The organism is Enterococcus sp. AZ040 (assembly GCF_050499185.1).
Classification (GTDB): domain Bacteria; phylum Bacillota; class Bacilli; order Lactobacillales; family Enterococcaceae; genus Enterococcus_D; species Enterococcus_D entomosocium.
This window is the reverse complement of the sequence record NZ_JBMHEW010000001.1, coordinates 2,590,924-2,617,600: the sequence shown is the minus strand read 5'-3', so window position 1 is coordinate 2,617,600 and position 26,677 is coordinate 2,590,924. Positions and strand designations below refer to the sequence as shown.

Annotated in this window: 16 protein-coding genes and 1 tRNA gene; 11 read left to right on the top strand and 6 right to left on the bottom strand. The window is 41.5% G+C overall.

From position 1 onward, the window contains the following. Positions 1 to 15: 15 nt before the first annotated feature. A complete protein-coding gene (locus tag IGK63_RS11975) occupies positions 16 to 729 on the bottom strand; it encodes a gamma-glutamyl-gamma-aminobutyrate hydrolase family protein (RefSeq protein ID WP_008380852.1) in 714 nt (237 codons plus the stop codon). Between the two features lie 76 nt (positions 730 to 805). Next, positions 806 to 1,180: a lactoylglutathione lyase gene (gloA, locus tag IGK63_RS11970; protein ID WP_005234340.1), complete on the bottom strand. Its 375-nt coding sequence runs from the start codon at positions 1,178 to 1,180 to the stop codon at positions 806 to 808. 147 nt (positions 1,181 to 1,327) lie between these two features. On the opposite strand from gloA, the gene IGK63_RS11965 reads away from it, so the two are divergent. After that, the gene (locus IGK63_RS11965; protein WP_005234342.1) at positions 1,328 to 1,771 is read left to right on the top strand and encodes an NUDIX hydrolase; all 444 of its coding nucleotides are present in this window, start codon (positions 1,328 to 1,330) and stop codon (positions 1,769 to 1,771) included. Between the two features lie 42 nt (positions 1,772 to 1,813). On the opposite strand, the gene yidA is transcribed toward IGK63_RS11965, so the two are convergent. Genes yidA through IGK63_RS11950 form a run of 3 tightly spaced genes read right to left on the bottom strand, consistent with a single transcriptional unit; the run spans position 1,814 to position 4,817 of the window. After that, complete coding sequence (yidA, locus tag IGK63_RS11960; protein ID WP_005234343.1) at positions 1,814 to 2,632, bottom strand: sugar-phosphatase; 819 nt, start codon at positions 2,630 to 2,632, stop codon at positions 1,814 to 1,816. A 9-nt stretch (positions 2,633 to 2,641) separates the two neighbouring features. Beyond that, a complete protein-coding gene (locus IGK63_RS11955; RefSeq protein WP_016612647.1) occupies positions 2,642 to 4,012 on the bottom strand; it encodes an HD domain-containing protein in 1,371 nt (456 codons plus the stop codon). Further along, positions 3,996 to 4,817: a lipoate--protein ligase family protein gene (locus IGK63_RS11950; RefSeq protein WP_034878392.1), complete on the bottom strand. Its 822-nt coding sequence runs from the start codon at positions 4,815 to 4,817 to the stop codon at positions 3,996 to 3,998. Before IGK63_RS11950 ends, IGK63_RS11955 begins: the two co-directional genes overlap by 17 nt. A gap of 221 nt (positions 4,818 to 5,038) precedes the next feature. Between IGK63_RS11950 and IGK63_RS11945 the strand changes: the two genes are divergently transcribed. Together IGK63_RS11945 and rpoE are read left to right on the top strand one after the other, a co-directional pair. After that, positions 5,039 to 5,476: a DUF1934 domain-containing protein gene (locus IGK63_RS11945; protein ID WP_005234346.1), complete on the top strand. Its 438-nt coding sequence runs from the start codon at positions 5,039 to 5,041 to the stop codon at positions 5,474 to 5,476. A gap of 84 nt (positions 5,477 to 5,560) precedes the next feature. Next, positions 5,561 to 6,169 carry a DNA-directed RNA polymerase subunit delta gene (gene rpoE / locus IGK63_RS11940; protein WP_005234347.1) on the top strand — a complete coding sequence of 203 codons (609 nt, stop codon included), beginning with the start codon at positions 5,561 to 5,563 and terminating at the stop codon, positions 6,167 to 6,169. A 164-nt stretch (positions 6,170 to 6,333) separates the two neighbouring features. Here rpoE and IGK63_RS11935 read toward each other — a convergent pair. Then, positions 6,334 to 6,405 (bottom strand) — tRNA-Arg (locus tag IGK63_RS11935). A 51-nt stretch (positions 6,406 to 6,456) separates the two neighbouring features. On the opposite strand from IGK63_RS11935, the gene rpoN reads away from it, so the two are divergent. The 8 genes from rpoN to IGK63_RS11895 all read left to right on the top strand — a co-directional run bounded on the left by rpoN (position 6,457) and on the right by IGK63_RS11895 (position 26,641). Continuing rightward, positions 6,457 to 7,776: an RNA polymerase factor sigma-54 gene (gene rpoN / locus IGK63_RS11930; protein WP_429972512.1), complete on the top strand. Its 1,320-nt coding sequence runs from the start codon at positions 6,457 to 6,459 to the stop codon at positions 7,774 to 7,776. A 246-nt stretch (positions 7,777 to 8,022) separates the two neighbouring features. Next, positions 8,023 to 9,060 (top strand): sugar-binding transcriptional regulator, encoded by a 1,038-nt coding sequence (locus tag IGK63_RS11925; RefSeq protein WP_005228675.1) that lies wholly within the window; start codon positions 8,023 to 8,025, stop codon positions 9,058 to 9,060. A gap of 40 nt (positions 9,061 to 9,100) precedes the next feature. Further along, positions 9,101 to 10,102 (top strand): type I glyceraldehyde-3-phosphate dehydrogenase, encoded by a 1,002-nt coding sequence (gene gap / locus IGK63_RS11920; RefSeq protein ID WP_008380858.1) that lies wholly within the window; start codon positions 9,101 to 9,103, stop codon positions 10,100 to 10,102. A gap of 99 nt (positions 10,103 to 10,201) precedes the next feature. Then, the gene (locus tag IGK63_RS11915; RefSeq protein WP_008380859.1) at positions 10,202 to 11,392 is read left to right on the top strand and encodes a phosphoglycerate kinase; all 1,191 of its coding nucleotides are present in this window, start codon (positions 10,202 to 10,204) and stop codon (positions 11,390 to 11,392) included. A gap of 63 nt (positions 11,393 to 11,455) precedes the next feature. After that, positions 11,456 to 12,211 carry a triose-phosphate isomerase gene (tpiA, locus tag IGK63_RS11910; protein WP_008380860.1) on the top strand — a complete coding sequence of 252 codons (756 nt, stop codon included), beginning with the start codon at positions 11,456 to 11,458 and terminating at the stop codon, positions 12,209 to 12,211. Positions 12,212 to 12,323: 112 nt separating this feature from the next. Beyond that, positions 12,324 to 13,625, top strand: a complete 1,302-nt coding sequence (eno, locus tag IGK63_RS11905; protein WP_005234360.1) for a surface-displayed alpha-enolase — start codon at positions 12,324 to 12,326, stop codon at positions 13,623 to 13,625. A gap of 230 nt (positions 13,626 to 13,855) precedes the next feature. Continuing rightward, the gene (glf, locus tag IGK63_RS11900) at positions 13,856 to 14,968 is read left to right on the top strand and encodes a UDP-galactopyranose mutase (RefSeq protein WP_429972511.1); all 1,113 of its coding nucleotides are present in this window, start codon (positions 13,856 to 13,858) and stop codon (positions 14,966 to 14,968) included. A gap of 159 nt (positions 14,969 to 15,127) precedes the next feature. Beyond that, on the top strand, positions 15,128 to 26,641 hold the full coding sequence (locus IGK63_RS11895) for a KxYKxGKxW signal peptide domain-containing protein (protein ID WP_429972510.1): 11,514 nt from the start codon (positions 15,128 to 15,130) through the stop codon (positions 26,639 to 26,641). Positions 26,642 to 26,677: the final 36 nt, after the last annotated feature.

The following is a 26,677-nucleotide window of genomic DNA, read 5'->3' as shown; positions in this document are numbered from 1 at the left end:
ACAAGGTGCAGGCCTTTAGAATTCCTGCACAAAAAAGTCGAAGATCGATTGCTCAGAAGGCAGCTTGTGAGCGGCTAGCTCAGGATGCCACTGAATGCCTAAGATCGGTGCGCCATAGGCGGTGGATTCAATGGCTTCAACAACACCATCAGGAGCGGTGGCGGTCACATTGAAATCATCTGCAACTGTTTTGACTGCTTGGTGATGAAAAGAATTGACTTGATAGGTTGTGCCTAAAAGAGCAGCCAAACGACTGTCTGCCTTGATTTCCACCCGATGTGTAGGGAATTGAAAGAACGTTGGCAATTGCACGTGTTTGATCGTTGGGTGATCGATCAAAGAGAGATCTTGGTACAAACTCCCACCAAATGCGACATTTAGTAACTGCATGCCGCGGCAGATTCCAAAGATGGGTTTGTTTTGAGCCACTGCTTCTTTGATCAATGCCAATTCAAAGACATCACGATCAGGATGAATGCCTTGAATCAAAGGATGAGGATCTTCGCCATAATGATCAGGGGAGACATCATGACCACCGGCTAACAAGAGTTTATCGATTTTGCTGATGTAAGTCGCAGCATCTTCCACGACACCCATTGGTAATATTAGGGGAATGCCTTGGGCTTGTTGGATATGGGTGACAAAATTTTTGGGTGTATAGGACAACCAATGTTCTGCTTCTTCAATCATTGGCCGTTCATTAGCAGCAATGCCGATAATGGGTTTCATTTGATCAAACCTTTCTATAAGTAAATGGAACGAAAAGAAAAAAGGACACGAGGTCCTTTTTTCGAGCATCTTCGCTTTATTTTTCGCGAATAACTTCGATTTTATAACCATCAGGATCTTTCACAAAATAGTAAGATGGAGAAGTCCCTGGTAGTCCTTTCAAGTCAGTGACGTCAAATCCGGCAGCTTGGTGCTTCTCATGAAGCGCTTCTAGATCATCGGTACTGATGGCGATGTGGCCATAGCCGTCGCCTAACTCATAGCCAGGATGGTCATAGTTATATGTCAACTCTAGCTCGTAGTCATCTCCAGGCAATGTTAAGTAAACCAAAGTAAATTGATGTTCAGGAAAATCACGACGGCGAGATTCTTCAAAACCAAAGGCAGTTTGATAAAAATCTAGAGAAGCCGTTAAGTCTTTGACGCGGACACAAGTGTGAGCCATTTTCATGGGTAAATCATCCTTTCGATCTTGATAGTTGTATGATAACATATTTTCTCATTTTATAACGAATAAAAGACAACAGAGCGTTATTTCCAGCTTGTCCAGACTATTGGCATAGGGTAAAATGGAAAGAAAGTGTTGGTGGAGGGAATCATGCCAGAAAAGGAAATTGTGTTCGGGGAAAAAGAAGCGGGGAAACCATACAAATCAAGATATGGCGCGTATGTCGTTCTTCCAAATGAAAAAAATGAAGTGATCTTGGTACAAGCACCCAATGGCGCCTATTTTTTACCAGGCGGTGAAATTGAACCAAATGAGACCAAAGAAGAAGCGATCCAGCGAGAATTAATAGAAGAACTTGGATTTGAAGGGGAGATCGCTGCCTATTTAGGGGAGGCAGTTGAATACTTCTATTCACGCCATCGCGATACATTTTACCATCATCCCGGCTATTTCTATTTAATGACCAAATGGAAAAAAGTCTGTGAACCGACAGAAGAAACCAATCAGTTGTCATGGCATACGCCAGAAGAAGCGATTCAGCGATTGAAACGCGGCAGCCATAAATGGGCAGTTGAACAATGGTTGGCAAAATAAAAAAGGCAGGCTTCCGATAAAAAGGAAACCTGCCTTTTACACTTAGTTATTTGCTAAAACATACTTGTTGATTACTTCTGCCACACCATCTTCTTCGTTTGATGCAGTTAGGACATCTGCGGCATTTTTCACGTTTTCAGTGGCATTGGCCATCGCCACACCGATACCAGCGTATTCCACCATGGTTAAATCATTTTCGTTATCGCCGATCGCCATGACTTCTTCTTGTTTGATGCCTAAGTGCTCCGCCAATTTTTTGACAGCAGCCCCTTTATGGGCTTGTTTATTTAGAACTTCCAAGAAGTAAGGAGCACTTTTGACCACATTGTAATTGTCCGTCAAACTGCTCGGCAATTGTGGGATGATCTGATTAAGTTTTTCGGGATCATCGATCATCATCATTTTGATGATATTCAAGTCAGCAGTCATTTCTTCTGGTGTCCGATATTTCAATGGCATGTTGACTAAGAAGGCTTCATAAATCGTATAAGGACTGATATCGCGGTTAGCGGTATACATGGTATCTTCGGTTTCTACATGAAGATGAACCCCTAATTTTCTCGCAGTCATCTCAACAAAGAGATAGTCATCTTGGGACAAGCCGAATTCAGAGATGATCTCTTGGTTTTTGGTTTTTTGAACCAAAGAGCCATTATAAGTAATAACGAAATCATTGTCCGTAAATAAGTCTAGTTCCTTTAATAAATCTTGGACACCAGTTAAAGGGCGTCCCGTACACAAAACGATGCGTACACCTTGCTTTTCAGCGTCTTTCAATGCCTTGTAAACGGCTGGGGTGATCTTGCGGTCGTTGTTCAACAGGGTACCATCGATATCGATGGCGATCAATTTGATACTCATAAGTTCCTCCTAGTGGCTTGGTTTGATCAAAGCACCATTGCGAATGTGCTTGGCAAACTCTTGATACGTCTCTCCAAATAAATCATAGTGATTTTGGATGTTGGGGTCAATCATTTCTTTTGGAAAATAAAAGCGTTGGTCACCTTGGGTTTGTCCCGCTAAAGCTGCAACTAGCTGACTGGCTTGGGATAATTCCACAAGGGAACCATCTTTTTCCTGTAATTCGATTTGTGTCCGATGTTTGCCTGAAGTCGGCCGATAAAAATCATAAGGCAGATCGAAGCTTGAATTGATGGCAGTATAATAGCGGGGATTGAAGCCGACTTTTTCCACCAGTCCCTGCATTTCTTCAATTATAGGCAACTGCGTCTCATCGTCAAAGCGGGCGGATTTCAACGGTTTACGATTTAAGAACCGCTTGGCCAAATCGCTGAGGATCGGATCATTTTCTTCCGTCCATTGGGTAAAGTAGGTATTCAGAACGCCATCGTCGAGTTTCAAGTATTCATCTAAGGTGAATTCTTGTTTTAAAAATGGGAGAAGCAGCTGCGAATGGCCTTGAAACAATTCTGAATCCACTTGATACAGTTCTGCAGCTCGATCCAGCAAATGGGCTAAGATCACTTCCATCCCTCGAGAACTCGCATGGAAATAAACTTGCACATACATCTGGTAACGACTGACGATGTAGTCCTCCACAGCGTGCATGCCATTCATAGAAAAAGCAATACCGCCTTCGTACGGACGAATCACTCGTAAAATTCGGGTCAGATCAAACGTGCCGTATTCAGTGCCGGTAAAATAAGCATCGCGCAGCAAGTAGTCCATCCGATCAGCATCGATTTGACTAGAAATCATTTGAACGACTTGAGGATTTGGATAAGTTTTAGTGATAACACTTGCGACTTTCTCAGGAAATCCAGCTTCCACTCGGTTCAATATCTGATGAACTTCCGTTTCAGGAGAAGTAATGATCGCCACTGTGATGGCTTCATGGTCTGTATGGAAAATGTGCTCAAAGGTGTGGGAGTATGGTCCGTGGCCCACATCATGAAGCAATGCTGCACACAAGGTCACTAAACGCTCTTTATCATCCCAGCCGTTTGGTCCGACTTTTTCAAGGGAATAATTGCGTTGGAAAATATCGCAAATGCGACGGCTGATTTCATAAACGCCCAAGGAGTGAGAAAAGCGGCTATGTTCTGCTCCGTGAAAGGTAAAGGAAGCAGTTCCCAGCTGTTTGATGCGCCGCAAACGCTGCACTTCTTTGGAATTGATCAAATCTAAAATCACTTGGTGCTGTACATGGACATAGTTATGAACAGGATCACGAAATACTTTTTCTATCGCTAAGGTTTGATATTTATATGGTAGGCTCATCGCTAAACTCCTTTATTGGTTGGTTTCGCTTTTCCATGCCAGCTAAGCGTTGCTGCATTTGTTCGCTAAGGTTATTTTCTGTCCGCCATTGATCCAGTGATTCAAGCGGATATAGGGATTGGTCTGTGATCAAGGAAAGCAGGGCTTTTTGCAAGCGGTCAGTCACCTCGTGTGTGGTAAACTTACGGCCGAGGGCCGCTTCTAAAGTGGTCATGCTCGCAGGATTGACGGCTGGATAGCCATCTGTACCAAAGCGCTCTTTCAAACCTGCTTGGTAAAAACGACGAACGAGAGAGCCGCGGGCTGGTTGGTCGCCGTTGACACTCAGATACATCATGACAGCCACGCCGTCTTTGATTCGTCGTTGTGCTGTACCAGCAATTTTTTTCCCATCAATACTCAGGTCATAGGTGCCTGGGCAATACGAGTCAGCAATTTCATAAGCCAAAATTGTCCGCTCAGGAAAGGCGGTTTGCAGCAATGTCGCCATCATTTCATAGGCTGCATCTGTGGTGGCAGCCAAATGTTTAGGGAAGATGAGGGAGACATTCAAAATACCGGCATCATTAATTACGCCAAGCCCCCCTGAGTTGCGGATGATCGAGGCATAGCCAGCTTCTTTCAAAACCTGCAGACCATCTGTCAAAAAAGGCAGCCGGGTATCTTTCATGCCTAAAATCATCGTATCGGACAACTGCCAAAAATGACAATAAACTTGTTCCTGTTTGCCAGCAACTTCGGTGGCAACATCGGTGAAGGCAAACGGCTCATAAGGATTGTGGATACGTGGTAAGGTTTGATCCATTACATAGATAGTCAAATCGGTTAAACTCCTTTAAAATACCTGTTATCCTTATTATATACGATTCTTGGAAAATTACTTGGAGAAAAGAATGAAAACTTGCTATTGTTTTCGTTTTTTATTTTCAATGAAGAAATAGACTAAGGAGAATCAACTGAAATGATTGACAAACGAATGAAAAAAAGCAAGAATGAAACTGAAATCTTCAAAGGAGGCACACGTACATGCAAGAATTATCAAAAGGAATCCCAATCTCGATTCATTTAACAACCAATGTACGTCAAGCAGGGGAAACAGAGAACTTTCTGTTTGATCTGCAAGGACAAGCAGTCAAGATCGGTGATACCTTATATCTCCGTTACAAAGAGATCCAGCCAGACGGCACCGACATTCCCGTTACGATGAAAATTATGCCAGACGGATTGATTCAATTGATTCGCTCAGGGGAAATGCGCATGCGCTTGAAATTTTCTTATAAGGAACGTTTAGAGACGAGTTATCAAACCCCGTATGGCTTGATGATGTTCCACACCTTCACCAATCACTTGCACGTTAGCTTGAAAGACCGTCCATACTCGGGAAAGATCGATATCGATTATGACTTGTTCATGGCTGCTGACAAAGTCGGCGAATACAAACTGTCTTTAGAATTTACCGCTTAATCAAAGGGAAATTGAAAGAAAAAATTGCAATTTGAGACGTAATTTTGTATGATTAGGAGTAGACTGTGAAAGGACGTGTCCCGTTTGGAAATTAATGTATTTGAAGGTGTAAATAAAAACGAATTGTCGATGATTGAAGTTGCCCATGCGATTTTAGAGCAGCGCGGTGACGTGATGGATTTTTCTGATTTGGTCAACCAAATTCAAAACTATCTTGAAACTTCAGACAGCGAGATTCGTGATTCATTGGCGCAGTTTTATACAGACTTGAATATCGACGGTAGTTTTATTTCTTTAGGCGACAATCGTTGGGGCTTACGTTCATGGTACGCCATTGATTCGATCGATGAAGAAGTCAACCATGGCATCGAAGACGAGGATGAAGATACACCACGTCGTCGCAAACGTAAAAAAGTCAATGCCTTTATCAACGATGATGAAGATGCAATCGATTATAACGATGATGATCCTGAGGATACTGATTTGTCAGATGACGAAGAAGATGATCTCTTTGATGATGATGATGACGAGGATGAAGAAATCTCGGCATACAATTCAGACTTGCAAGAAATCGGCGCCGACAATAGCACCGATGATGAAGAAGAATTACCTGACAGCATTGAGGAAGATCTCACCATTATCGATGACGATGATGAAGATGATTTTGCGGATGAAGAGGAAGAAGAGGAGTAATCCTCTTCTTTTTTTCGCCTTATGGCTGCAAGCAGCTTTTAATCGTTGAAGGACGAGTTCGCCTTCTTACATAGATACAAATAAAAAAGGAACCGCATCAGCGGTCCCTAAGTGCTTTTGAATTATTGATTTGAATCGAGTATACTTGTAACGAAAAGAAAAAACGCGCCTTGAGGGAATCGAACCCCCGTCTCAAGAACCGGAATCTTACGTGATATCCACTACACTAAAGGCGCGAAGCACAAATATTAGTTTAACCAATTTCAGTGAAAAAAACAAGAGGTAGAATGATGAAATTTCAACAGCAATTTTCACAACAACAAAAACAGACGCAAAAGCTTGCTATGACGCAGAAATTACAGCAATCGATCCAAGTGCTGCAATTTTCTGCAGATGAATTATTGTCCTTCATAGATAACCAGGCATTAGAAAATCCGTTGATTGATCTGGGGGAATATGATTCGCCCATCACACCAAGCAAGAGCAGCGGCTCGTCAGAACAAATAATGGATTACTTAAGCCAGATCCCTGATCAGCACACGTCTTTATTCGAACACCTCATTGATCAAGTTCATTTAAATTACCGCGACACCTTTTTGCGGACGATCGTTTTATTTTTAGTCGAGTACATTGATTTAAACGGCTTTTTGACGATTGATTTGGAAGAAGCTGGGAAGCTTGTCGGGGGGACGCCGATCCAAATGCTTGATGCTTTAACCTTGATCCAGCAACTGGATCCGGCAGGAGTCGGTGCTCGTGATCTAAGAGAGTGTTTGATGCTGCAAACGGAAAGAGATGACTATGCGCCGCCAATGGCTTATCTCATTTTAGAAGAATTCTTCACGGAAATGGCAGAGCGCAAGTGGGACAAAATCAGCAAAGCGCTGCAGATTCCATTAACTGAGATTCAAAAGGTCTTTGATTATGTTCAAACATTGACCCCCACACCAGGGGCGGCGTTTGGGTCGACCGATGGGCTTTACATCGTTCCTGACCTGCGAGTGACGGTTGAAAAAGGACAACCGATCGTGAAATCAAACAAACGCGCCTTACCAGAGGTTCGCTTTCAGCAGCAGTACTTTGACCAATTGAAGCAAAGCGGTGATCCAGAAGTCTTAAGTTATTTAGACAATAAAGCCCAAGAGTTCGAGTGGTTAAAGAAGACCTTGCTGCAACGAGGGGATACCATCTATCGTGTCGGGGTGCAGATCGTTGCGCGGCAAAAGGAGTTTTTCACTCAACCAGATCGACCATTAAAGCCATTGGTTTTAAGAGAAGTTGCCGAAGAATTAGGAATTCATCAATCAACGGTCAGCCGGGCAGTCAATGGGAAATACTTGGAGACCTCCTTTGGGGTGTTTGAATTAAAACTATTCTTTGGACAGAAAGTTTCGACGCAAGAAAGCGGTGATGACCTGACGACGGCATCGATCAAACAGCAGCTAAAAGCACTGATCAATGAAGAAAATAAAAACAAACCATTGTCAGACCAAAAGTTGACAGATGCCCTCAAAGCCCAAGGCATCGATATTTCTAGACGAACGGTGGCAAAGTATCGTGAAGCCATGAATATCCCTGGTTCTTCCAAGCGGAAACGATTCGAGTAAAGCAAAACTTACTATTAACGATGAGTAGGGAAGGCAGCAAAGCCTTTCCTTTTTTTATCGATCCTTTCCTCTTTTTCAAATTATGACGATTTTATGAAAAGCAAGATTTTGTGACTGAAATAGTTGCGTATCAAGGCGATAAGTGCTACTATTATTGGTGTAGGAAACAGATTTAAATTTTTTTTGCAATCGATGGGTCATTTTAAGTCATTGTAGGACGAAAATTGTCCAACGGGAGGATATAAAATGCTCGATGAATTAAAATTGATTGAGGCAATCACCCCGGATATTCTCGCTGTACTCCAGGAACGTTACCGTATCTTAAGAAATATTTATTGGATGCAGCCCGTTGGCCGCCGGACACTTTCGGAAAGTTTATCAATGACGGAACGCGTGTTGAGGACGGAAACAGATATCCTTAAAAAGCTGAAACTGATCGACTCTTCAAAAAGCGGCATGCAATTGACCGCCTACGGAGAAGAAGTGTACACGAAGATTGGTGCACTGATGGATCAGCTGTTCGGAATGCACCAAATCGAGAAACGATTATCAGAGACCTTTGGCATCGAACGTTGTTTGATTGCGAGCGGCGATGGTGATCGACAACCGAAAGTTATTGCTGAATTTGGCCAGTTGCTGAATGAATCGTTGGATCTCTTATTGCCAGAAGGCAAAAACACCATCGCAGTAATGGGAGGGACGACAATGGCGAAAGTTGCCGAGGAATTGGGTAATTTGGAAACCGCCAAACGTCATAACTTGTTTGTTCCAGCCCGTGGTGGTATCGGAGAATCAGTCAACGTGCAAGCAAACTCTGTCAGCTCGGTGATGGCAATGCAGACAAATGGCGATTATCGCTCCTTGTTTGTACCAGAACAATTAAGCATGAACACCTACGAGTTTCTCTTGAAAGAACCCGCCATCGTTGATGTCTTAAACTTGATAAGTCAAGCAAATTGTGTTATTCATAGTATTGGACGGGCGTTGCATATGGCGGCTCGAAGAAAAATGTCAGAACAAGAAATTCTGATGTTGAAACAAAAAAATGCAGTTGCAGAATCCTTTGGGTATTTCTTTAACGAAGCAGGCGAGGTCGTTTACAAAGTTCCTCGAATCGGACTTCAATTAAAAGATTTACAAAAAGTCCCAATCATTTTTGCGGTCGCTGGCGGACAATCAAAAGCCAAAGCGGTCAATGCATACATGAAAAATGCACCAAAACAAACCTGGCTCATCACCGATGAAGCTTGCGCAAATGAGATTTTAAAAGGGGCAACCCTTTAAAATAAATATTTTTATGATTTTCATAAGGAGGAAATCTTAAATGACAGTTAAAGTAGGTATTAATGGATTTGGACGTATCGGACGCTTAGCATTTCGTCGTATCCAAGAAGTAGAAGGAATCGAAGTTGTGGCTATCAATGACTTAACAGACGCTAAAATGTTAGCTCACTTGTTAAAATATGATACAACACAAGGACGTTTCAACGGTACAGTTGAAGTTCACGAAGGTTCATTCAATGTGAACGGAAACGAAATCAAAGTTTTAGCTAACCGCAACCCTGAAGAATTGCCTTGGGGCGAACTAGGTGTTGAAATCGTGTTAGAATGTACTGGATTCTTCACTTCTAAAGCAGCTGCTGAAAAACATTTAACAGCTGGTGCAAAACGTGTAGTTATCTCAGCTCCTGGTGGAAACGATGTTCCAACAATCGTTTACAACACAAACCATGAAACTTTAACAGGTGAAGAAACAGTTATCTCTGGTGCTTCATGTACAACAAACTGTTTAGCTCCTATGGCGAAAACATTGAACGACAAATTTGGTGTGATTGAAGGATTAATGACTACAATCCATGCTTACACAGGTGACCAAATGACTCTAGACGGACCACACCCTAAAGGTGACTTCCGCCGTGCCCGTGCTGCTGCTGCAAACATCGTGCCTAACTCAACTGGTGCTGCTAAAGCGATCGGCTTAGTAATCCCAGAATTGAACGGCAAATTAGATGGTGCTGCTCAACGTGTTCCTGTTGCAACTGGTTCATTAACTGAATTAGTTACTGTTCTTGACAAAGAAGTAACTGTTGATGAAATCAATGCAGCAATGAAAGAAGCTTCAAACGAATCTTACGGTTACAACACAGACGAAATCGTTTCTTCTGATATCGTTGGTATGACTTACGGTTCATTATTTGATGCAACTCAAACAAAAGTTATGACTGTTGGCGACAAACAATTAGTTAAAACTGTTGCTTGGTACGACAATGAAATGTCATACACTGCACAATTAGTACGTACTTTAGAATACTTCGCTAACCTATAAGAGTTGCGAACGACTTTAATTTAAACCATCGCAAGAGAAAGCGGGGAAGCATCGCGCTTCTCCGCTTTTTTTAACAATTATGCTAGGAGGAATCTGTTCATGGCTAAAATGACAGTTCAAGATATCGATTTAAAAGATAAAAAAGTTCTTGTACGTGTGGACTTCAACGTTCCATTGAAAGATGGAGTGATCGGAGATGATACACGGATCAAAGCAGCATTACCAACAATCAATTATGTGATCGAAAACGGCGGAAAAGCAATTCTTTTCTCACACTTAGGTCGTGTGAAAGAAGAAGCAGATAAAGCTGGAAAATCTTTAGCGCCAGTTGCGAAACGTCTTGGCGAATTATTAGGCAAAGAAGTAACTTTCATTGATGAAACCCGCGGCGAAAAATTAGAAACAGCGATCAACAACATGCAAGATGGCGATGTCGTTGTTTTTGAAAACACTCGTTTCGAAGACATCGATGGCAAAAAAGAAAGCAAAAACGATCCTGAACTAGGCAAATACTGGGCTTCTTTAGGCGATGTTTTTGTAAATGATGCCTTTGGTACCGCACACCGCGCACACGCTTCAAACGTAGGGATCGCTTCAACAGGTATCCCAACAGTTGCTGGTTTCTTAATGGAAAAAGAAATCAAATTCATCGGGGAAGCAGTCGAAGAACCAAAACGTCCAATGATTGCGATTCTTGGTGGAGCAAAAGTATCTGATAAAATCGGCGTAATCGAAAACTTGATTCCTAAAGCAGACAAAATCTTGATCGGCGGCGGAATGACGTATACGTTCTACAAAGCAAAAGGCATGGAAATCGGTAATTCTCTTGTGGAAGCAGATAAAGTAGAATTAGCAAAAGAATTGATCGAAAAAGCTGGCGATAAATTAGTATTACCAGTTGATTCAATCACTGCTGCTGAATTTTCAAATGATGTCCCAACAGAAGAACATACTGGTGATGTTCCTGAAGGACAAATGGGCTTAGATATCGGACCTGAAACCATCGCTTTGTTTGCTGAAACATTAAAAGGCGCAAAAACAGTCGTTTGGAACGGACCTATGGGTGTGTTTGAAATGTCTAACTTCGCAAACGGTACGATTGGTGTTTGTGAAGCAATTGCCAACCTTGAAGATGCAACAACGATCATCGGTGGCGGTGACTCTGCAGCTGCAGCAGAACAATTAGGGTTTGCTGACAAATTTACCCACATCTCAACAGGTGGCGGTGCCAGCCTTGAATTGCTAGAAGGAAAAACACTTCCTGGCCTAGCTGCGATCAACGATAAATAATCAATGACAAGCCGTGCAAAGAACTTTCTTTGCACACTTGATAACGAAAAGGAGTGCCAGAACATGCGCAAACCAATTATTGCCGGAAACTGGAAAATGAACAAAACTGCGAAAGAAGCAAAAGAATTTGCTGAAGCAGTCAAAACAAAAATTCCTAGCAACGAGACAGTTGACTCTGTGATCGGTTCGCCAGCTTTATTCTTAGAAACATTAGTGAATGCTGCTGAAGGAACAGAATTAAAAATTGCTGCTCAAAACAGCTACTGGGAAAATGAAGGTGCCTTTACTGGCGAAACTTCACCAGCAGCTTTAGCAGATCTAGGTGTTGACTATGTCATCATCGGCCATTCAGAACGTCGTGAATACTTCCATGAGACAGATGAAGACATCAACAAAAAAGCCAAAGCAATCTTTGCAAACGGCATGATTCCAATCCTATGCTGTGGTGAATCTTTAGAAACCTATGAAGCTGGCAAAACAGCGGAGTGGATCGAAGGACAAATCACTGCTGGCTTAGACGGTTTAACAGACGGTCAAGTAAGTAATCTTGTGATTGCTTACGAACCAATCTGGGCAATCGGTACTGGTAAATCAGCGGATGCAAACATCGCAGACGAAATTTGTGGCGTTGTCCGCAAAACCGTTGAAAAATTATACGGCAAAGAAGTTTCAGATAGCGTGCGTATCCAATACGGCGGTTCTGTAAAACCTGAAAACATTGCTGAATACATGGCAAAAGAAAATGTTGACGGAGCATTAGTTGGCGGCGCAAGCTTGCAAGCTGATTCATTCCTAGCATTATTAGATGCTGTAAAATAATTTCATTTTCATGAAAATAACATTTGCAGAATCGTCATTTTTTCACTACAATTAAGTTGTTCGCAAGGGGCATTCCCCTTAAGATAAAACAAACTCAAAGGAGAGACAAAACATGTCAATTATTACTGATGTTTACGCACGCGAAGTCTTAGACTCACGTGGTAACCCAACTATCGAAGTAGAAGTCTACACAGAATCAGGTGCTTTCGGCCGCGGAATGGTTCCTTCAGGAGCTTCAACAGGTGAACACGAAGCAGTTGAATTACGTGATGGCGACAAAGCTCGTTATGGCGGTAAAGGTGTAACGAAAGCAGTTGACAATGTAAATAACATCATTGCAGAAGCTATCATCGGCTACGATGTACGTGACCAAATGGCTATCGATAAAGCAATGATCGCTTTAGACGGAACTCCTAACAAAGGCAAATTAGGCGCAAACGCGATTCTTGGTGTTTCTATCGCTGTTGCTCGTGCAGCTGCTGATTACCTAGAAGTACCTTTATACCACTACTTAGGCGGATTCAATACAAAAGTATTGCCAACTCCTATGATGAACATCATCAACGGTGGTTCTCACTCTGACGCACCAATCGCTTTCCAAGAATTCATGATCTTGCCTGTAGGCGCACCTACATTCAAAGAAGGCTTACGTTGGGGTACTGAAGTATTCCACGCTTTGAAATCAATCTTGTCTAAACGTGGTTTAGAAACTTCAGTAGGTGACGAAGGTGGTTTCGCTCCTCGTTTTGAAGGAACTGAAGACGGTGTTGAAACAATCTTAGAAGCAATCAAAGCTGCTGGTTTAGAACCAGGTAAAGATGTATACCTAGGATTTGACTGTGCATCATCAGAATTCTACGAAAACGGTGTTTACGACTACTCTAAATTTGAAGGCGAAAACGGCGTAAAACGTACTGCTGCTGAACAAGTTGACTACTTAGAAGAATTAGTTAACAAATACCCAATCATCACTATCGAAGACGGTATGGATGAAAACGATTGGGATGGTTGGAAACTATTAACTGAACGCTTAGGCGACAAAGTTCAATTAGTAGGGGATGACTTGTTTGTTACAAATACTGAAATCCTTGAAAAAGGAATCAAAAACGGTATCGGTAACTCAATCCTTATCAAAGTTAACCAAATCGGTACATTGACTGAAACATTCAATGCTATCGAAATGGCGAAAGAAGCTGGTTACACTGCAGTAGTTTCTCACCGTTCAGGTGAAACAGAAGATTCAACAATCTCTGATATCGCTGTTGCAACAAACGCTGGCCAAATCAAAACTGGTTCTCTTTCACGTACTGACCGTATTGCAAAATACAACCAATTACTACGTATCGAAGACCAACTTGGTGAAGTTGCTGAATACAAAGGCTTGCAAGCTTTCTACAACTTAAAAAATAAATAATCTTTCGATTATTGCTTTGCTCTGAAAGAGCAGCGGTTGATTTAACAGTCAGCTGCTGCGATTTCAGAGCTTTTTTGTTGTCTCGATTCATTCAGTGCAGACAATGACCAATCATTTAAGATAACAGAAGGTAGTCATTTCTTCTTTATTTTCTTTTTCAAAAAAAAGAAATTATAGTTCTGACTTATCAAAATCCTATAATAGAAGAAAATAGTTTTTAGGAGAAAAAAATGGCTTATGATTATTTGATCGTTGGTACAGGTCTTTTTGGCTCAGTTTTTGCTCATGAAGCAGCGAAACGGGGACATACAGTCAAAATGTTGGAAAAACGGACACATATTGGCGGTAATTGTTATACAGAAAAACAAGCAGGAATCGACGTACATAAATATGGTGCGCATATTTTTCATACATCGAGTAAAAAAATTTGGGACTATATCAATCAGTTTACTGAATTCTATCCCTACATTCATGCTCCTATTGCAAACTATCAAGGCGAGCTATATAATCTTCCTTTTAATATGAACACATTTTACCAACTATGGGGAACCAAAAATCCTGCTGAAGCTCGTACCAAAATAATGACTCAAATTGAAAAGACAAGAATAAAAAGACCACGAAATTTAGAAGAACAGGCTCTTTCTTTAGTCGGACCAGACATCTATCATAAGCTGATCAAAGGCTACACTGAAAAACAGTGGGGACGAGAATGTGATCTTCTTCCTTCTTTTATTATCAAAAGGCTGCCGATCCGGTATACCTTTAACAACAATTATTTTACGGATATTTTTCAAGGAATACCTAAATTGGGTTATACACAAATGATTCAAAAAATGCTTACACATCCACTGATTGATGTTTCTTTAGAGACTGATTTTTTTGCAGATCGCACACGACATGAAGCCTCTTCTAAGAACATTGTTTATACTGGAATGATTGATCAATATTTCGATTATTGTTATGGCGAGTTGGCCTATCGGTCTTTACATTTTGAAACTGAAGTCTATAACACGGATAATTACCAAGGAACAGCCGTCATGAACTTTTCAGACAGTCAAACGCCCTATACGCGAATCATTGAGCATAAACATTTTTGTCCAGTGGTGTCAAAAAGAACAGTTATCACTAAAGAATACCCGAAAGAGTGGAAGAAAGGAGATATTCCTTACTACCCAATTAACGATCAAAGCAATAATGCATTGTATCGCAAATATGAAAAATTAGCGCAACAGCAAAAAAATTGTTTGTTTGGTGGGCGCCTAGCCAGCTATCGCTATTATGATATGGACGATACGATCGCAGCTGCTTTAAAGCTTGTCCAACAGGAATTTCAAGTGGAGTAACCTCTTCTATTGGAGAGGTTGCTTTTTTTTGTCCCGATTCTGGGACAAAACGTAACTTTTTTACTAGCTATGAAATAATTAGTTATCCTATCTTCTAAATAAATAGGACTTGGGGAAGTTTATAAAACATTTTTACGAAAGGGGAGAAAAATAAACGTAATGAGTAAAAAGAATAATTATCGAAAGTTGTTACGCTCCAATAAAAGTGAACGCTACAAGATGTATAAAAGCGGAAAACATTGGGTCTATGCAACGATCACTTCTTTTACTGGCATTGCTGGATTGAGTATCGCGCCAATCGTGGCACATGCTTCAGAAATCACACCGCCATTAGATGCAAGTAAAGAAGCAAATGCCGAGAATGTCTTGGCAAATAAAACGACGACCAAAATACCGGCTTCATCGACACAAGAAAGTGAAGCTACTTCTCAATCTGAAAGCACACAGCCATCGGATAGTTTTTCTGAATCCGAAAGTATTACCCAGTCACAAAGTGCAACAGAGTCAACTAGTTTAACCGAATCACAGAGTGTGAGTGATTCAGAAATTGAAAACAATGTTACCACTATTGAAGAATCCCTAAGCACTTCTGAATCAATGAGCCTTTCCGAGGAGGAGAGTGTGTCTGAATCAGAGAGTTTGAGTATCTCAGAAAGTACCTCGATTTCAGAAAGTGGTTCGTTGTCGTCAAGTGCATCAGAATCGACTAGTCTATCGATGTCACGATCTACCAGCGTCTCTCATTCAACGTCAGTAAGTCAAAAGAACCCACCAAAACAAACAGTCTCCGAAAAAAATAAAGTAGAATCGCAAAAAGCACAAGATCTCTTTGATCAATTAGTGCCGAAGAAAGTACAAGCGTCGGTTGACACTACAACGAATTCATTAGAGATAGTAGTCAAAGATGGCAATTCACCAAGTACATCTTTGATACGGGCAGCGCAACAATATGCTAGTGCCAATAATTTGATTGCAAGTTTTGCAATTACCACCCAATCGGGGCAGATCATTAAAATCAATGTTTCTGCAGATCCGGATATGGGTCGAGAAGAATTTGAGCAGGCAATCAATGATGGAAATAAAACCAATTCACCTTCTGGGGTAACAGTTGATGTGCCAGACCAAGTGAAGAATAAAGATTTATATAAGCAAACCGCTATTGCTAATGGCACTTATGCCGCAGTTACTGACTGGGCTACCTTAAAAGCAGCATATGGAAATTCTTCGATTACCTATATCGAGGTAACCGCCAATATTACAGCGGCTACCAATGTGGCAACTCGTGATTTGGGTTGGCGCGAAACGAGTGTGATTATTGACGGGAATGGTTTTACAGTCAATATGGCAGGAGCAGCGTTTAATGTAGGGGCAAGTTCTACGGTTCGCGGTTCTATTTTTACGATCACAAATATTAACTTGATTCATTGGCAGTCAGGCACCAACTCAGGAGACAGTGGGACAGGTACAGCGGACGCTGTGATCGATTCAAGGTCGGCAACAGGTGGTTATGGATACTGGTACTTCAATATCGATAATGTCACTCTCGAAGGACGAGATGGTGTTAGCGGAACAGATACTGCTTATCAACCACGACGACTACTGGATGCTGAGGATAGTCAAGTGACTTTATCAGGCAAAATCGTTGCCAATGTAAAACAAGAATTGATGCAAATTGGGGAAGTAGCTATCGCTAACGGATCCCATGTAGAGTTGAATCGAACAGCTGGTACCACTGGTTATTCCATGTTTTACTATATGGCCATCCGAGGGAACAATGCGAGTGATACAGGATTCAACCATACCTTTAAAGTAGGTGATGGAGCGACAATTATTGGGAACGAACTTAGTACCTATAATAGTAACAACTATCCCCTTGTCTATTATGGATTTAACTCAATCACTGTTGGAGATGACGTAACATGGAAACAAGACGGCTTCCAAATGCTCCTTGATTTTTCTCGTTATTCAGGAAGTCAATCAAATGACCGAACTGCAACTTTTGGACAAAATTTACAAATGACGGCTACGCGTACAGTAGGTTCTAACTCGCTAAATGTCACAAATAGAGCGGTTGTTACATTTAATGCAGGAACGGTACTTGATTTGCAACAATGGAATGCCAATACTGTTGTAAATGTTGATTCTGGCGCAACCATTCGCTTTATTTCACCGCGAGCATTGCACTTAGCACGTTTAACTTCTTCAGGAGCTGTTTCGGCTGGCCGATTGATTACAGGTTCGGGAACATTTGTCATGAATAATTCTCAGATTAGTACATGGCAAGGCAGCAGTAGCCAAACCGCTGCTCCAGAAGGAAACCGTAACTTAAAATTCGTAGAGATGACTATTTCAGGTACGACAACCACCATTAAAGATACGGCTGGAAATGTTACTACATCTAATATTGTAGATACTTCTACCCGTGAATTAGCGACTGTTGCTATTGCACCAGGAACTGTAACTGTAAACTATGTTGATCAGTATGGCAATATTATCAAAACTGTTGATATGCCAATTGATCCAGACGTTAATTACATTGGTGAGTATCTTGATTTGCAAACGTTGGAGTATGCCAATGATCTAATGCCTGATAATTATATGTGGGCAATTGGTACTCAAGTCGCTAGTTCTGCGAAAAACGATGGCCAAAGTGGCGGAGATAGTACGACTAATGCCGATAATGGGGATAGTTATGGACAAGCGACAGTTGCGATCGTTCCGATGGAAAACACCAATTATACCTATAATATTTATGTATACGGTGTTGCTAATAATTCGGTTCAGTACCAATATGTTGACGTTAAGACAGGTCAAGTGATTTCTTCTGAGTACATGAATGCTGGTACCGAAGCTTCAGGAACAGATAGAGTTCCTGCAAACTACGGGAATGTTATTGATTGGACCAATAGTTACTATACTTCGACGAATTTACCTCCTGGTTACTATTATGCAACAGGTGCAGTATTAAATGGTAATGTACAGCCTGGATCTACTACAGTCGGAACTGGAGCGAGTCTAACCACTATTTATGTTGTAGCAGATACACAAACAGTCAACGTAACATTTGTTAATTCAGATGGTCGTCCATTACAAAACCAAACTGGCACAGTTGCCATCAATGGGACGACCGGCCAAGAAATAAGTTATGAGGATTTAATTGCGGATTACCTCACTCAAACCGGTTATTATGCAGATCAAACAGGGACATTTGTTTTTGATAATACTAGCAATAATGGTAGTACGACAGATAGTGATCAACAGTTTATTACGATCACTCTCTATCCGTCTTATCAAGAAGTCGGTGTCGTTGGAAATAATCAACCGGAATCAGATCCTGCTACAGGGGAAGCATTTGAGCAAATCCCGGGAACAGTCACTGTTGGAAAATATGGTACTTCTGGCGTTTCAAACGAAAGTATCACTCTTGGTGTAACAGATGCAGATTTAGAGAGAAATGGATACATTTATACGGTTACAGGACCAGATGGAGTAGTCTACAATACATTAGCGGAAGCTATGGCTGCCAATCAAACTTTTGACACCACCAGTAATGGAGCATCTCAAATGGATTCTTCACCTCAGATGTTCACGGTCAATTATGAACAAGATCCGGTATCTTTGTCTACTTCAGAGTCTGTTTCGGGAAGTGAATCATTATCAGAATCCATTATTACTTCTACTTCAGAATCAGAAAGTGTTTCTCTTTCTCAATCGATTTCAGAAAGTGACTCTTTATCAGAATCGATCTCTGTTAGTGATTCAGAATCAATGTCTACATCAATGAGTGAGTCTGTTTCAGTTTCAGAATCAGAGAGTGACTCATTGTCATCGTCTATTTCAGAAAGTGAATCTGATATGAATGATTCGACATCTGAATCATTATCAACATCAATCTCTACTTCAACTTCTTTAAGTGATTCAGAATCGGTTTCGATCTCATTGAGTGACTCAGAATCAGCGTCTCTTTCAACAAGTGAATCTATTTCAGTGTCGGACTCAGAGAGTGGCTCGTCATCGACCTCTATCTCAGAAAGTGAATCAATGTCTCTTTCAATTTCGCTTAGTGATTCAGAATCTTTATCAGAATCCCTATCTGAAAGTATTTCAACATCGATTTCATTGTCGGATAGTGATTCAATGTCAGAAAGTCTTTCAGCATCAGAATCGTTATCCATATCAGCTAGTGTTTCTGAGTCAGATTCAGAAAGTGATAGTTCTAGCTTTAGTGCCTCTGTTTCTGGATCATTGAGCAACAGTACAAGTGATTCTGAAAGTTTATCTTTATCTGAGTCAGTATCAGTTTCACTCTCGCAATCACTCAGTGAATCCACTTCACTATCATTGTCAGAGAGTGATTCAGTATCAGAAAGTATTTCAGCATCAGAATCATTATCTGTCGCAATTAGTGAATCTGATTCTTCTTCGCTTAGTGAGAGCATTAGTTTCAGCGAATCTATTTCTGATTCATTGAGTGCTAGCATGAGTTTATCAGAAAGTTTATCGGAATCAGACTCGATCTCAAATTCAATTAGTATGTCGATGTCATTGAGCATTAGTGAAAGCAATAGTGAGTCTACTAGCGAATCAGCAAGCTTCAGTGGCAGCACAAGTGTAAGTAACAGTGATTCCACAAGTGTAAGTACGTCAGCTAGTGCATCAACATCTGTAAGTATTAGCGAGTCAATCAGTACCAGCACATCAGTTAGCGATTCATTATCATTAAGTAACAGTGAGTCAATGAGTTTGAGTACCTCGCTTAGTGATTCATCCTCATTGAGCGCCAGCATTTCGACATCATTAAGTGCAAGTGACTCTGCAAGTTATAGCGGCAGTACGAGCGTAAGTAATAGCGATTCGGCAAGCGAAAGTATATCTGCAAGTAATTCACTTTCAGTAAGTATTAGTGAGTCAACAAGTGAAAGTACGTCAATCAGCGATTCTGCATCATTGAGTACAAGCATTTCGACATCCCTAAGTGCGAGTGATTCTGCAAGTTACAGTGGTAGCACAAGTGTAAGCAACAGTGATTCCACAAGCGCAAGTACGTCAAGTAGTGAATCAACATCTGCAAGCATTAGTGAGTCGACAAGCACCAGCACATCGATCAGCGATTCGTTATCAGTAAGTACAAGTATCAGTAACAGCGAATCAGCAAGTGAAAGTACGTCAATCAGCGATTCTGCATCATTGAGTACAAGCATTTCGACATCCTTAAGTGCGAGTGAATCAGCAAGCTTCAGTGGTAGTACAAGTGTAAGTAACAGTGATTCGACAAGTGCAAGTACGTCAAGTAGTGAATCAACATCTACAAGTATCAGTGAGTCGACAAGCTTGAGCACCTCGATCAGCGATTCATTATCATTGAGTACAAGTGTTTCATCTTCCTTAAGTGCGAGTGAATCAGCAAGCTTCAGTGGTAGTACAAGTGTAAGCAACAGTGATTCCACAAGCGCAAGTACGTCAAGCAGTGAATCAACATCTGCAAGCATTAGTGAGTCAACAAGCACCAGCACATCGATCAGCGATTCGTTATCAGTAAGTACAAGTATCAGTAACAGCGAATCAGCAAGTGAAAGTACGTCAATCAGCGATTCTGCATCATTGAGTACAAGCATTTCGACATCCTTAAGTGCGAGTGATTCTGCAAGCTTCAGTGGTAGTACAAGTGTAAGTAACAGTGATTCGACAAGTACAAGTACGTCAAATAGTGAATCAACATCTACAAGTATCAGTGAGTCGACAAGCTTGAGCACATCAATTAGTGATTCATCATCATTGAGTACAAGTGTTTCATCTTCCCTAAGTGCGAGTGAATCAGCAAGCTTCAGTGGTAGTACAAGTGTAAGTAACAGTGATTCGACAAGCGCAAGTACGTCAGTGAGCGAATCAACATCTACAAGCGTTAGTGAGTCAACAAGCTTGAGCACATCAATCAGTGATTCATTATCATTGAGTACAAGTGTTTCGACATCTCTAAGTGCGAGTGAATCAGCAAGCTTTAGTGGTAGCACAAGTGTAAGTAATAGTGAGTCCACAAGTACGAGCACGTCGATTAGCGATTCATTATCAGTAAGTAAAAGCATCAGTAACAGCGAATCAGCAAGTACAAGCACATCAGTCAGTGATTCATCATCATTGAGCACAAGCATTTCGACATCTCTAAGTGCGAGTGAATCAGCAAGCTTTAGTGGAAGCACAAGTGTAAGCAACAGTGATTCCACAAGTACAAGCACGTCGATCAGCGATTCATTGTCTGTAAGTACAAGCATTAGTAACAGTGAATCAGCAAGCCTGAGCACATCAGTCAGTGATTCATCATCATTGAGTACAAGTGTTTCGACATCTCTAAGCGCGAGTGATTCTGCAAGCTTCAGTGGCAGCACAAGTGTAAGCAACAGTGAGTCGACAAGTACAAGCACATCAATCAGTGATTCATCATCATTGAGTACAAGTATTTCAGCATCCCTAAGTGCGAGCGATTCTACAAGCTTTAGTGGTAGCACAAGTGTAAGCAACAGTGATTCCACAAGTACGAGCACGTCGATTAGCGATTCATTATCAGTAAGTACAAGTATTAGTAACAGTGAATCAGCAAGTACAAGCACATCAGTCAGTGATTCATCATCATTGAGCACAAGCATTTCAACATCCCTAAGTGCGAGTGATTCTGCAAGCTTTAGTGGCAGCACAAGTGTAAGCAACAGTGAGTCGACAAGTACAAGTACGTCGATCAGTGATTCACTATCATTGAGTACAAGTATTTCAGCATCCCTAAGTGCGAGTGATTCAGCAAGCTTTAGTGGTAGCACAAGTGTAAGTAATAGTGAGTCCATAAGTACAAGCACGTCGATTAGCGATTCATTATCAGTGAGTACAAGCATCAGTAACAGTGAATCAGCAAGTATAAGCACATCAATCAGTGATTCATCATCATTGAGTACAAGTGTTTCGACATCTCTAAGTGCGAGTGATTCAGCAAGCTTCAGTGGTAGTACAAGTGTAAGCAGCAGTGATTCCACAAGTACGAGCACGTCGATCAGCGATTCATCATCATTGAGCACAAGTATTTCGACATCTCTAAGTGCGAGTGATTCTGCAAGCTTCAGTGGCAGCACAAGTGTAAGTAATAGTGAGTCGACAAGCACCAGCACGTCGATTAGCGATTCAATGTCTGTAAGTACAAGTATCAGTAACAGTGAATCAGCAAGTGAAAGTATGTCAATCAGTGATTCATCATCATTGAGCACAAGCATTTCGACATCCCTAAGTGCGAGTGAATCAGCAAGCTTTAGCGGCAGTACAAGTGTAAGTAACAGTGATTCCACAAGCGCAAGTACGTCATCGAGCGAATCAACATCTACAAGCATTAGTGAATCAACAAGCAACAGCACATCGAACAGTGATTCATCATCATTGAGTACAAGTGTTTCGACATCTCTAAGTGCGAGTGATTCAGCAAGCTTTAGTGGTAGCACAAGTGTAAGTAATAGTGAGTCAACAAGTACAAGTACGTCGATCAGTGATTCACTATCATTGAGTACAAGTATTTCAGCATCCCTAAGTGCGAGTGATTCCGCAAGTTACAGTGGCAGCACAAGCGTAAGCAACAGTGAGTCCACAAGCTCAAGTACGTCAGTGAGCGAATCATCATCTACAAGCGTTAGTGATTCCACAAGTACGAGCACGTCGATCAGCGATTCATTATCTGTAAGTACAAGCATTAGTAACAGTGAATCAACAAGCCTGAGCACATCAATCAGTGATTCATTGTCATTGAGTACAAGTGTTTCGACATCTCTAAGTGCGAGTGATTCAGCAAGCTTTAGCGGAAGCACAAGTGTTAGCAGTAGCGAGTCCACAAGTGTAAGTACGTCATTAAGTGATTCATCATCGCTAAGTACAAGTGTAAGCAACAGTGACTTGACAAGTACGAGCACGTCGATCAGCGATTCATTGTCTGTAAGTACAAGCATCAGTAACAGTGAATCAGCAAGTACGAGCACATCAATCAGTGATTCATCATCATTGAGCACAAGTATTTCAGCATCCCTAAGTGCGAGTGATTCTACAAGCTTTAGTGGTAGCACAAGCGTAAGTACTAGTGAATCGACAAGTGCAAGTACGTCAGTGAGCGAATCAACATCTACAAGTATTAGTAAGTCAACAAGCACTAGCACGTCGATCAGCGATTCATTGTCTGTAAGTACAAGCATCAGTAACAGTGAATCAGCAAGTACAAGCACATCAATCAGTGATTCATCATCATTGAGTACAAGTGTTTCGACATCTCTAAGTGCGAGTGATTCTGCAAGCTTTAGCGGAAGCACAAGTGTTAGCAGTAGCGATTCCACAAGTGTAAGTACGTCATTAAGTGATTCATCATCGCTAAGTACAAGTGTAAGCAACAGTGACTCGACAAGTACAAGCACGTCGATCAGCGATTCGTTATCAGTAAGTACAAGTATCAGTAACAGTGAATCAGCAAGTACAAGCACATCAATCAGTGATTCATCATCGCTAAGTACAAGTGTAAGCAACAGTGACTCGACAAGTGCAAGTACGTCGATCAGTGACTCGTTATCTCTAAGCACAAGTACTTCGTTGTCATTAAGTGCGAGCGATTCTACAAGCTTTAGTGGCAGCACAAGTGTAAGCAACAGTGAGTCAACAAGTACGAGTACGTCATTGAGTGACTCATTATCAGTAAGTACAAGTATTAGTAACAGTGAGTCAGCAAGTATTAGTACTTCACTAAGTGATTCATCATCATTGAGTACTAGTGGTTTAATGTCACAAAGTGCAAGCGACTCTGCAAGCTACAGCGGTAGCACAAGTACAAGTAATAGTGAATCAACAAGCATTAGTACGTCTGTGAGCGATTCACGGACTAGTGAAAGTCAAAGCTATAGCAGCAGTACTTCAGCCAGCTTGAGCATGAGTACTAGTGTCAGTACTTCGGTTAGTGACTCTGCTTCAATTAGTACAAGTAGCAGTAATAGTGAATCGAATAGTTTGAGTACGTCAATTAGTGATTCACGTTCAAGTATGAGTGAAAGCTTTAGCAGCAGTACCTCAGCAAGTATTAGTCTAAGTACTAGTGACAGTACTAGCTACAGTAGCAGCACCTCAGCAAGCATAAGTACAAGTACTAGCGATAGTACAAGTATTAGTAATAGTGCTTCTGAAAGTATGAGTGAAAGCTTGAGTATCAGTACATCAATGAGCGACTCATCGTCAATCAGTGCTAGCTTGAGCAATAGCGATAGTCTTTCAGAAAGCAGATCACTAGCAAGTGAAAGTCAAAGCTACAGTAGTAGTACTTCTGCGAGTCTAAGTCTCAGCACAAGTACTAGCAGTTCATTAAGTGATTCATCGTCAACTAGTGCGAGCGACAGCTACAGTTTGAGTAATAGTTTGAGCCAATTGACAAGTGACTCACTTTCCGAAGGTATTAGTTTAAGTAATAGCCTAAGTAATAGTTTCAGTCAAAGTACTTCAGCTAGCACGAGTTTGAGTTCAAGTACAAGTCTAAGTGAACAATTATCTCAATCAGTCAGTGCCAGCGAGTCACGGAGTGATAGCCTAAGCTATAGTAGCAGCACATCAATTAGTACGAGTGAAAGTAGCAGTACTAGCTTGAGCGAATTACTATCTCGTTCAACCAGTGCCAGTGAATCACGGAGCAATAGCTTGAGCCAAAGCACAAGTACTTCGTTGAGTGGCAGCAACAGCTCTAGCTTAAGTTTAAGTGAAATGAACTCTCAATCTAGCAGTGCGAGCGAATCACGGAGTGATAGTGTAAGCAATAGCATGAGCACATCAACTAGTGACAGCTTAAGTTCTAGTACGAGTGTAAGTGATTTACTTTCTAGATCAGAGAGTGCAAGTGAATCTAGAAGTGATAGCCTAAGCTATAGCGGTAGCACGAGCGTAAGTAACAGCTTAAGTTTAAGCGCGAGTCTAAGTGATTTACTATCTAGATCTGAAAGTGCCAGCGAATCACGTAGTTTCAGTACGAGTGATAGTGCAAGCACATCACTCAGCAATAGCGATAGTGCAAGTGATAGCTTAAGCGATCTATATTCAAGATCGAACAGTTCTAGCCTTTCAACCAGTGACAGTACAAGTACAAATGATTCTGTCTCAGCAAGTGCTAGTGAGAGCACCAGCATTTCACAATCTACTAGTACAAGTCTAAGCGAATCGGCATCAATCAGCACATCGCTTAGCGAAAAACAAGAAGTGATTGAATCTCAAAGTGTGAGTGCTTCGACAAGTGATTCACAAAGCTCTAGCACCAGTGAATCAGTTAGCGTCAGCATCAGTACTAGCGAAAGCGAGCGGAATAGTACGGAAGTTACACCTAGCGAATCAACCTCCATTAGCGAAAGCATTAGTACAAGTGAAAGTGTCCGAGATTCCGAATCGGTTAGTTCAAGTGACAGTACAAGTTTGAGTCAATCTATGAGTACGAGCGATCAAGCCTCCGCTTCTGAAAGTACAAGCAACAGTTCTAGCATTCGTGATTCTGAGTCTGAAAGCGCAAGTATTTCTACGGAAGAAAGCCGCAGCTTCAGTACAAGTGAGTCGATTTTTGCAAGTGAGAGCACATCAATCAGTCAAAGTGACAGTACAAGTATGAGCGAATCAGCTAGTGAAAGTACTAGCATTAGTGACAGTGAACGTGGTTCAATGTCTGATAGTGCAAGTGTAAGTGATTCGACTTCAACCAGTGACAGTACAAGTGTGAGTGAATCTGTTAGCGAAAGTACCAGCATTAGTGACAGTGAACGTGGTTCAATGTCTGATAGTGCAAGTGTAAGTGCTTCGTCTTCAACAAGCGAAAGCCTAAGTGTGAGTGAATCTGTTAGCGAAAGCACCAGCATCAGCGATAGTGAACGTGGTTCAATGTCTGATAGTGCAAGTGTAAGTGATTCGACTTCAGCAAGCGAAAGCCTAAGTGTGAGTGAATCAGCAAGCGAAAGCACCAGCATCAGCGATAGTGAACGTGATTCAATGTCAAATAGTGCAAGTGTAAGTGATTCGACTTCTATCAGTGACAGTACAAGCGTAAGTGAATCAGCAAGCGAAAGCACCAGCATCAGTGATAGTGAACGTGATTCAGTATCACTTAGCGCCGAATCAAGTGATTCAGGGTCAACAAGCGACAGTCTGAGTGCTAGCAACTCGGCTAGTCAGAGTGAAAGCTTTAGTGCCTCTGATCGAGATTCAGTCTCCATGAGCGCTAGTGAATCAATCAGCGATAGTACCAGCGTGAGTGACTCTGCTTCGCTAAGCACAAGTACAAGTGATATCAACTCTGATATCGTCAGTGAATATCACAGTAATAGCTTGTCTGAGAGTCTATCAGAGCTGCAATCACAATCAACTAGCCAAGGTCATTCACTTTCGGCAAGTGAGTCTAACAGCGGCTCTACTTCAACACCATCAAGTTCTGATCAGAACAATGGAGTAAATGGAAATACAATAACGCCAATTGGCAACACAGAAGTAGGGAGTCATACGACCGGTGCAACTGGTTCTACTCTTCCTAAGACTGGCGAATCTGATGCAAGTGGTATTCAAATGTCTCTTGCTGGAATTGCCACGCTGTTAGCTGCTATTGCTTTAATGAAAAAGAAAAAAGATGAAGCAAAGCGTGAAACAGAGTAACTCGTTAGTTTTGTTTTGTGAAGAGCTAGGATAAAT

What these genes read in the sequence shown, in the direction of transcription:
- IGK63_RS11915 (WP_008380859.1), top strand. Translation starts at nt 10,202, where the DNA reads ATGGCTAAAATGACAGTTCAAGATATCGATTTAAAAGATAAAAAAGTT.
- eno (WP_005234360.1), top strand. Translation starts at nt 12,324, where the DNA reads ATGTCAATTATTACTGATGTTTACGCACGCGAAGTCTTAGACTCACGT.
- IGK63_RS11950 (WP_034878392.1), bottom strand. Translation starts at nt 4,817, where the DNA reads ATGGATCAAACCTTACCACGTATCCACAATCCTTATGAGCCGTTTGCC.
- IGK63_RS11945 (WP_005234346.1), top strand. Translation starts at nt 5,039, where the DNA reads ATGCAAGAATTATCAAAAGGAATCCCAATCTCGATTCATTTAACAACC.
- IGK63_RS11895 (WP_429972510.1), top strand. Translation starts at nt 15,128, where the DNA reads ATGAGTAAAAAGAATAATTATCGAAAGTTGTTACGCTCCAATAAAAGT.
- IGK63_RS11975 (WP_008380852.1), bottom strand. Translation starts at nt 729, where the DNA reads ATGAAACCCATTATCGGCATTGCTGCTAATGAACGGCCAATGATTGAA.
- tpiA (WP_008380860.1), top strand. Translation starts at nt 11,456, where the DNA reads ATGCGCAAACCAATTATTGCCGGAAACTGGAAAATGAACAAAACTGCG.
- IGK63_RS11955 (WP_016612647.1), bottom strand. Translation starts at nt 4,012, where the DNA reads ATGAGCCTACCATATAAATATCAAACCTTAGCGATAGAAAAAGTATTT.
- IGK63_RS11925 (WP_005228675.1), top strand. Translation starts at nt 8,023, where the DNA reads ATGCTCGATGAATTAAAATTGATTGAGGCAATCACCCCGGATATTCTC.
- rpoN (WP_429972512.1), top strand. Translation starts at nt 6,457, where the DNA reads ATGATGAAATTTCAACAGCAATTTTCACAACAACAAAAACAGACGCAA.
- gloA (WP_005234340.1), bottom strand. Translation starts at nt 1,180, where the DNA reads ATGAAAATGGCTCACACTTGTGTCCGCGTCAAAGACTTAACGGCTTCT.
- IGK63_RS11965 (WP_005234342.1), top strand. Translation starts at nt 1,328, where the DNA reads ATGCCAGAAAAGGAAATTGTGTTCGGGGAAAAAGAAGCGGGGAAACCA.
- gap (WP_008380858.1), top strand. Translation starts at nt 9,101, where the DNA reads ATGACAGTTAAAGTAGGTATTAATGGATTTGGACGTATCGGACGCTTA.
- yidA (WP_005234343.1), bottom strand. Translation starts at nt 2,632, where the DNA reads ATGAGTATCAAATTGATCGCCATCGATATCGATGGTACCCTGTTGAAC.
- glf (WP_429972511.1), top strand. Translation starts at nt 13,856, where the DNA reads ATGGCTTATGATTATTTGATCGTTGGTACAGGTCTTTTTGGCTCAGTT.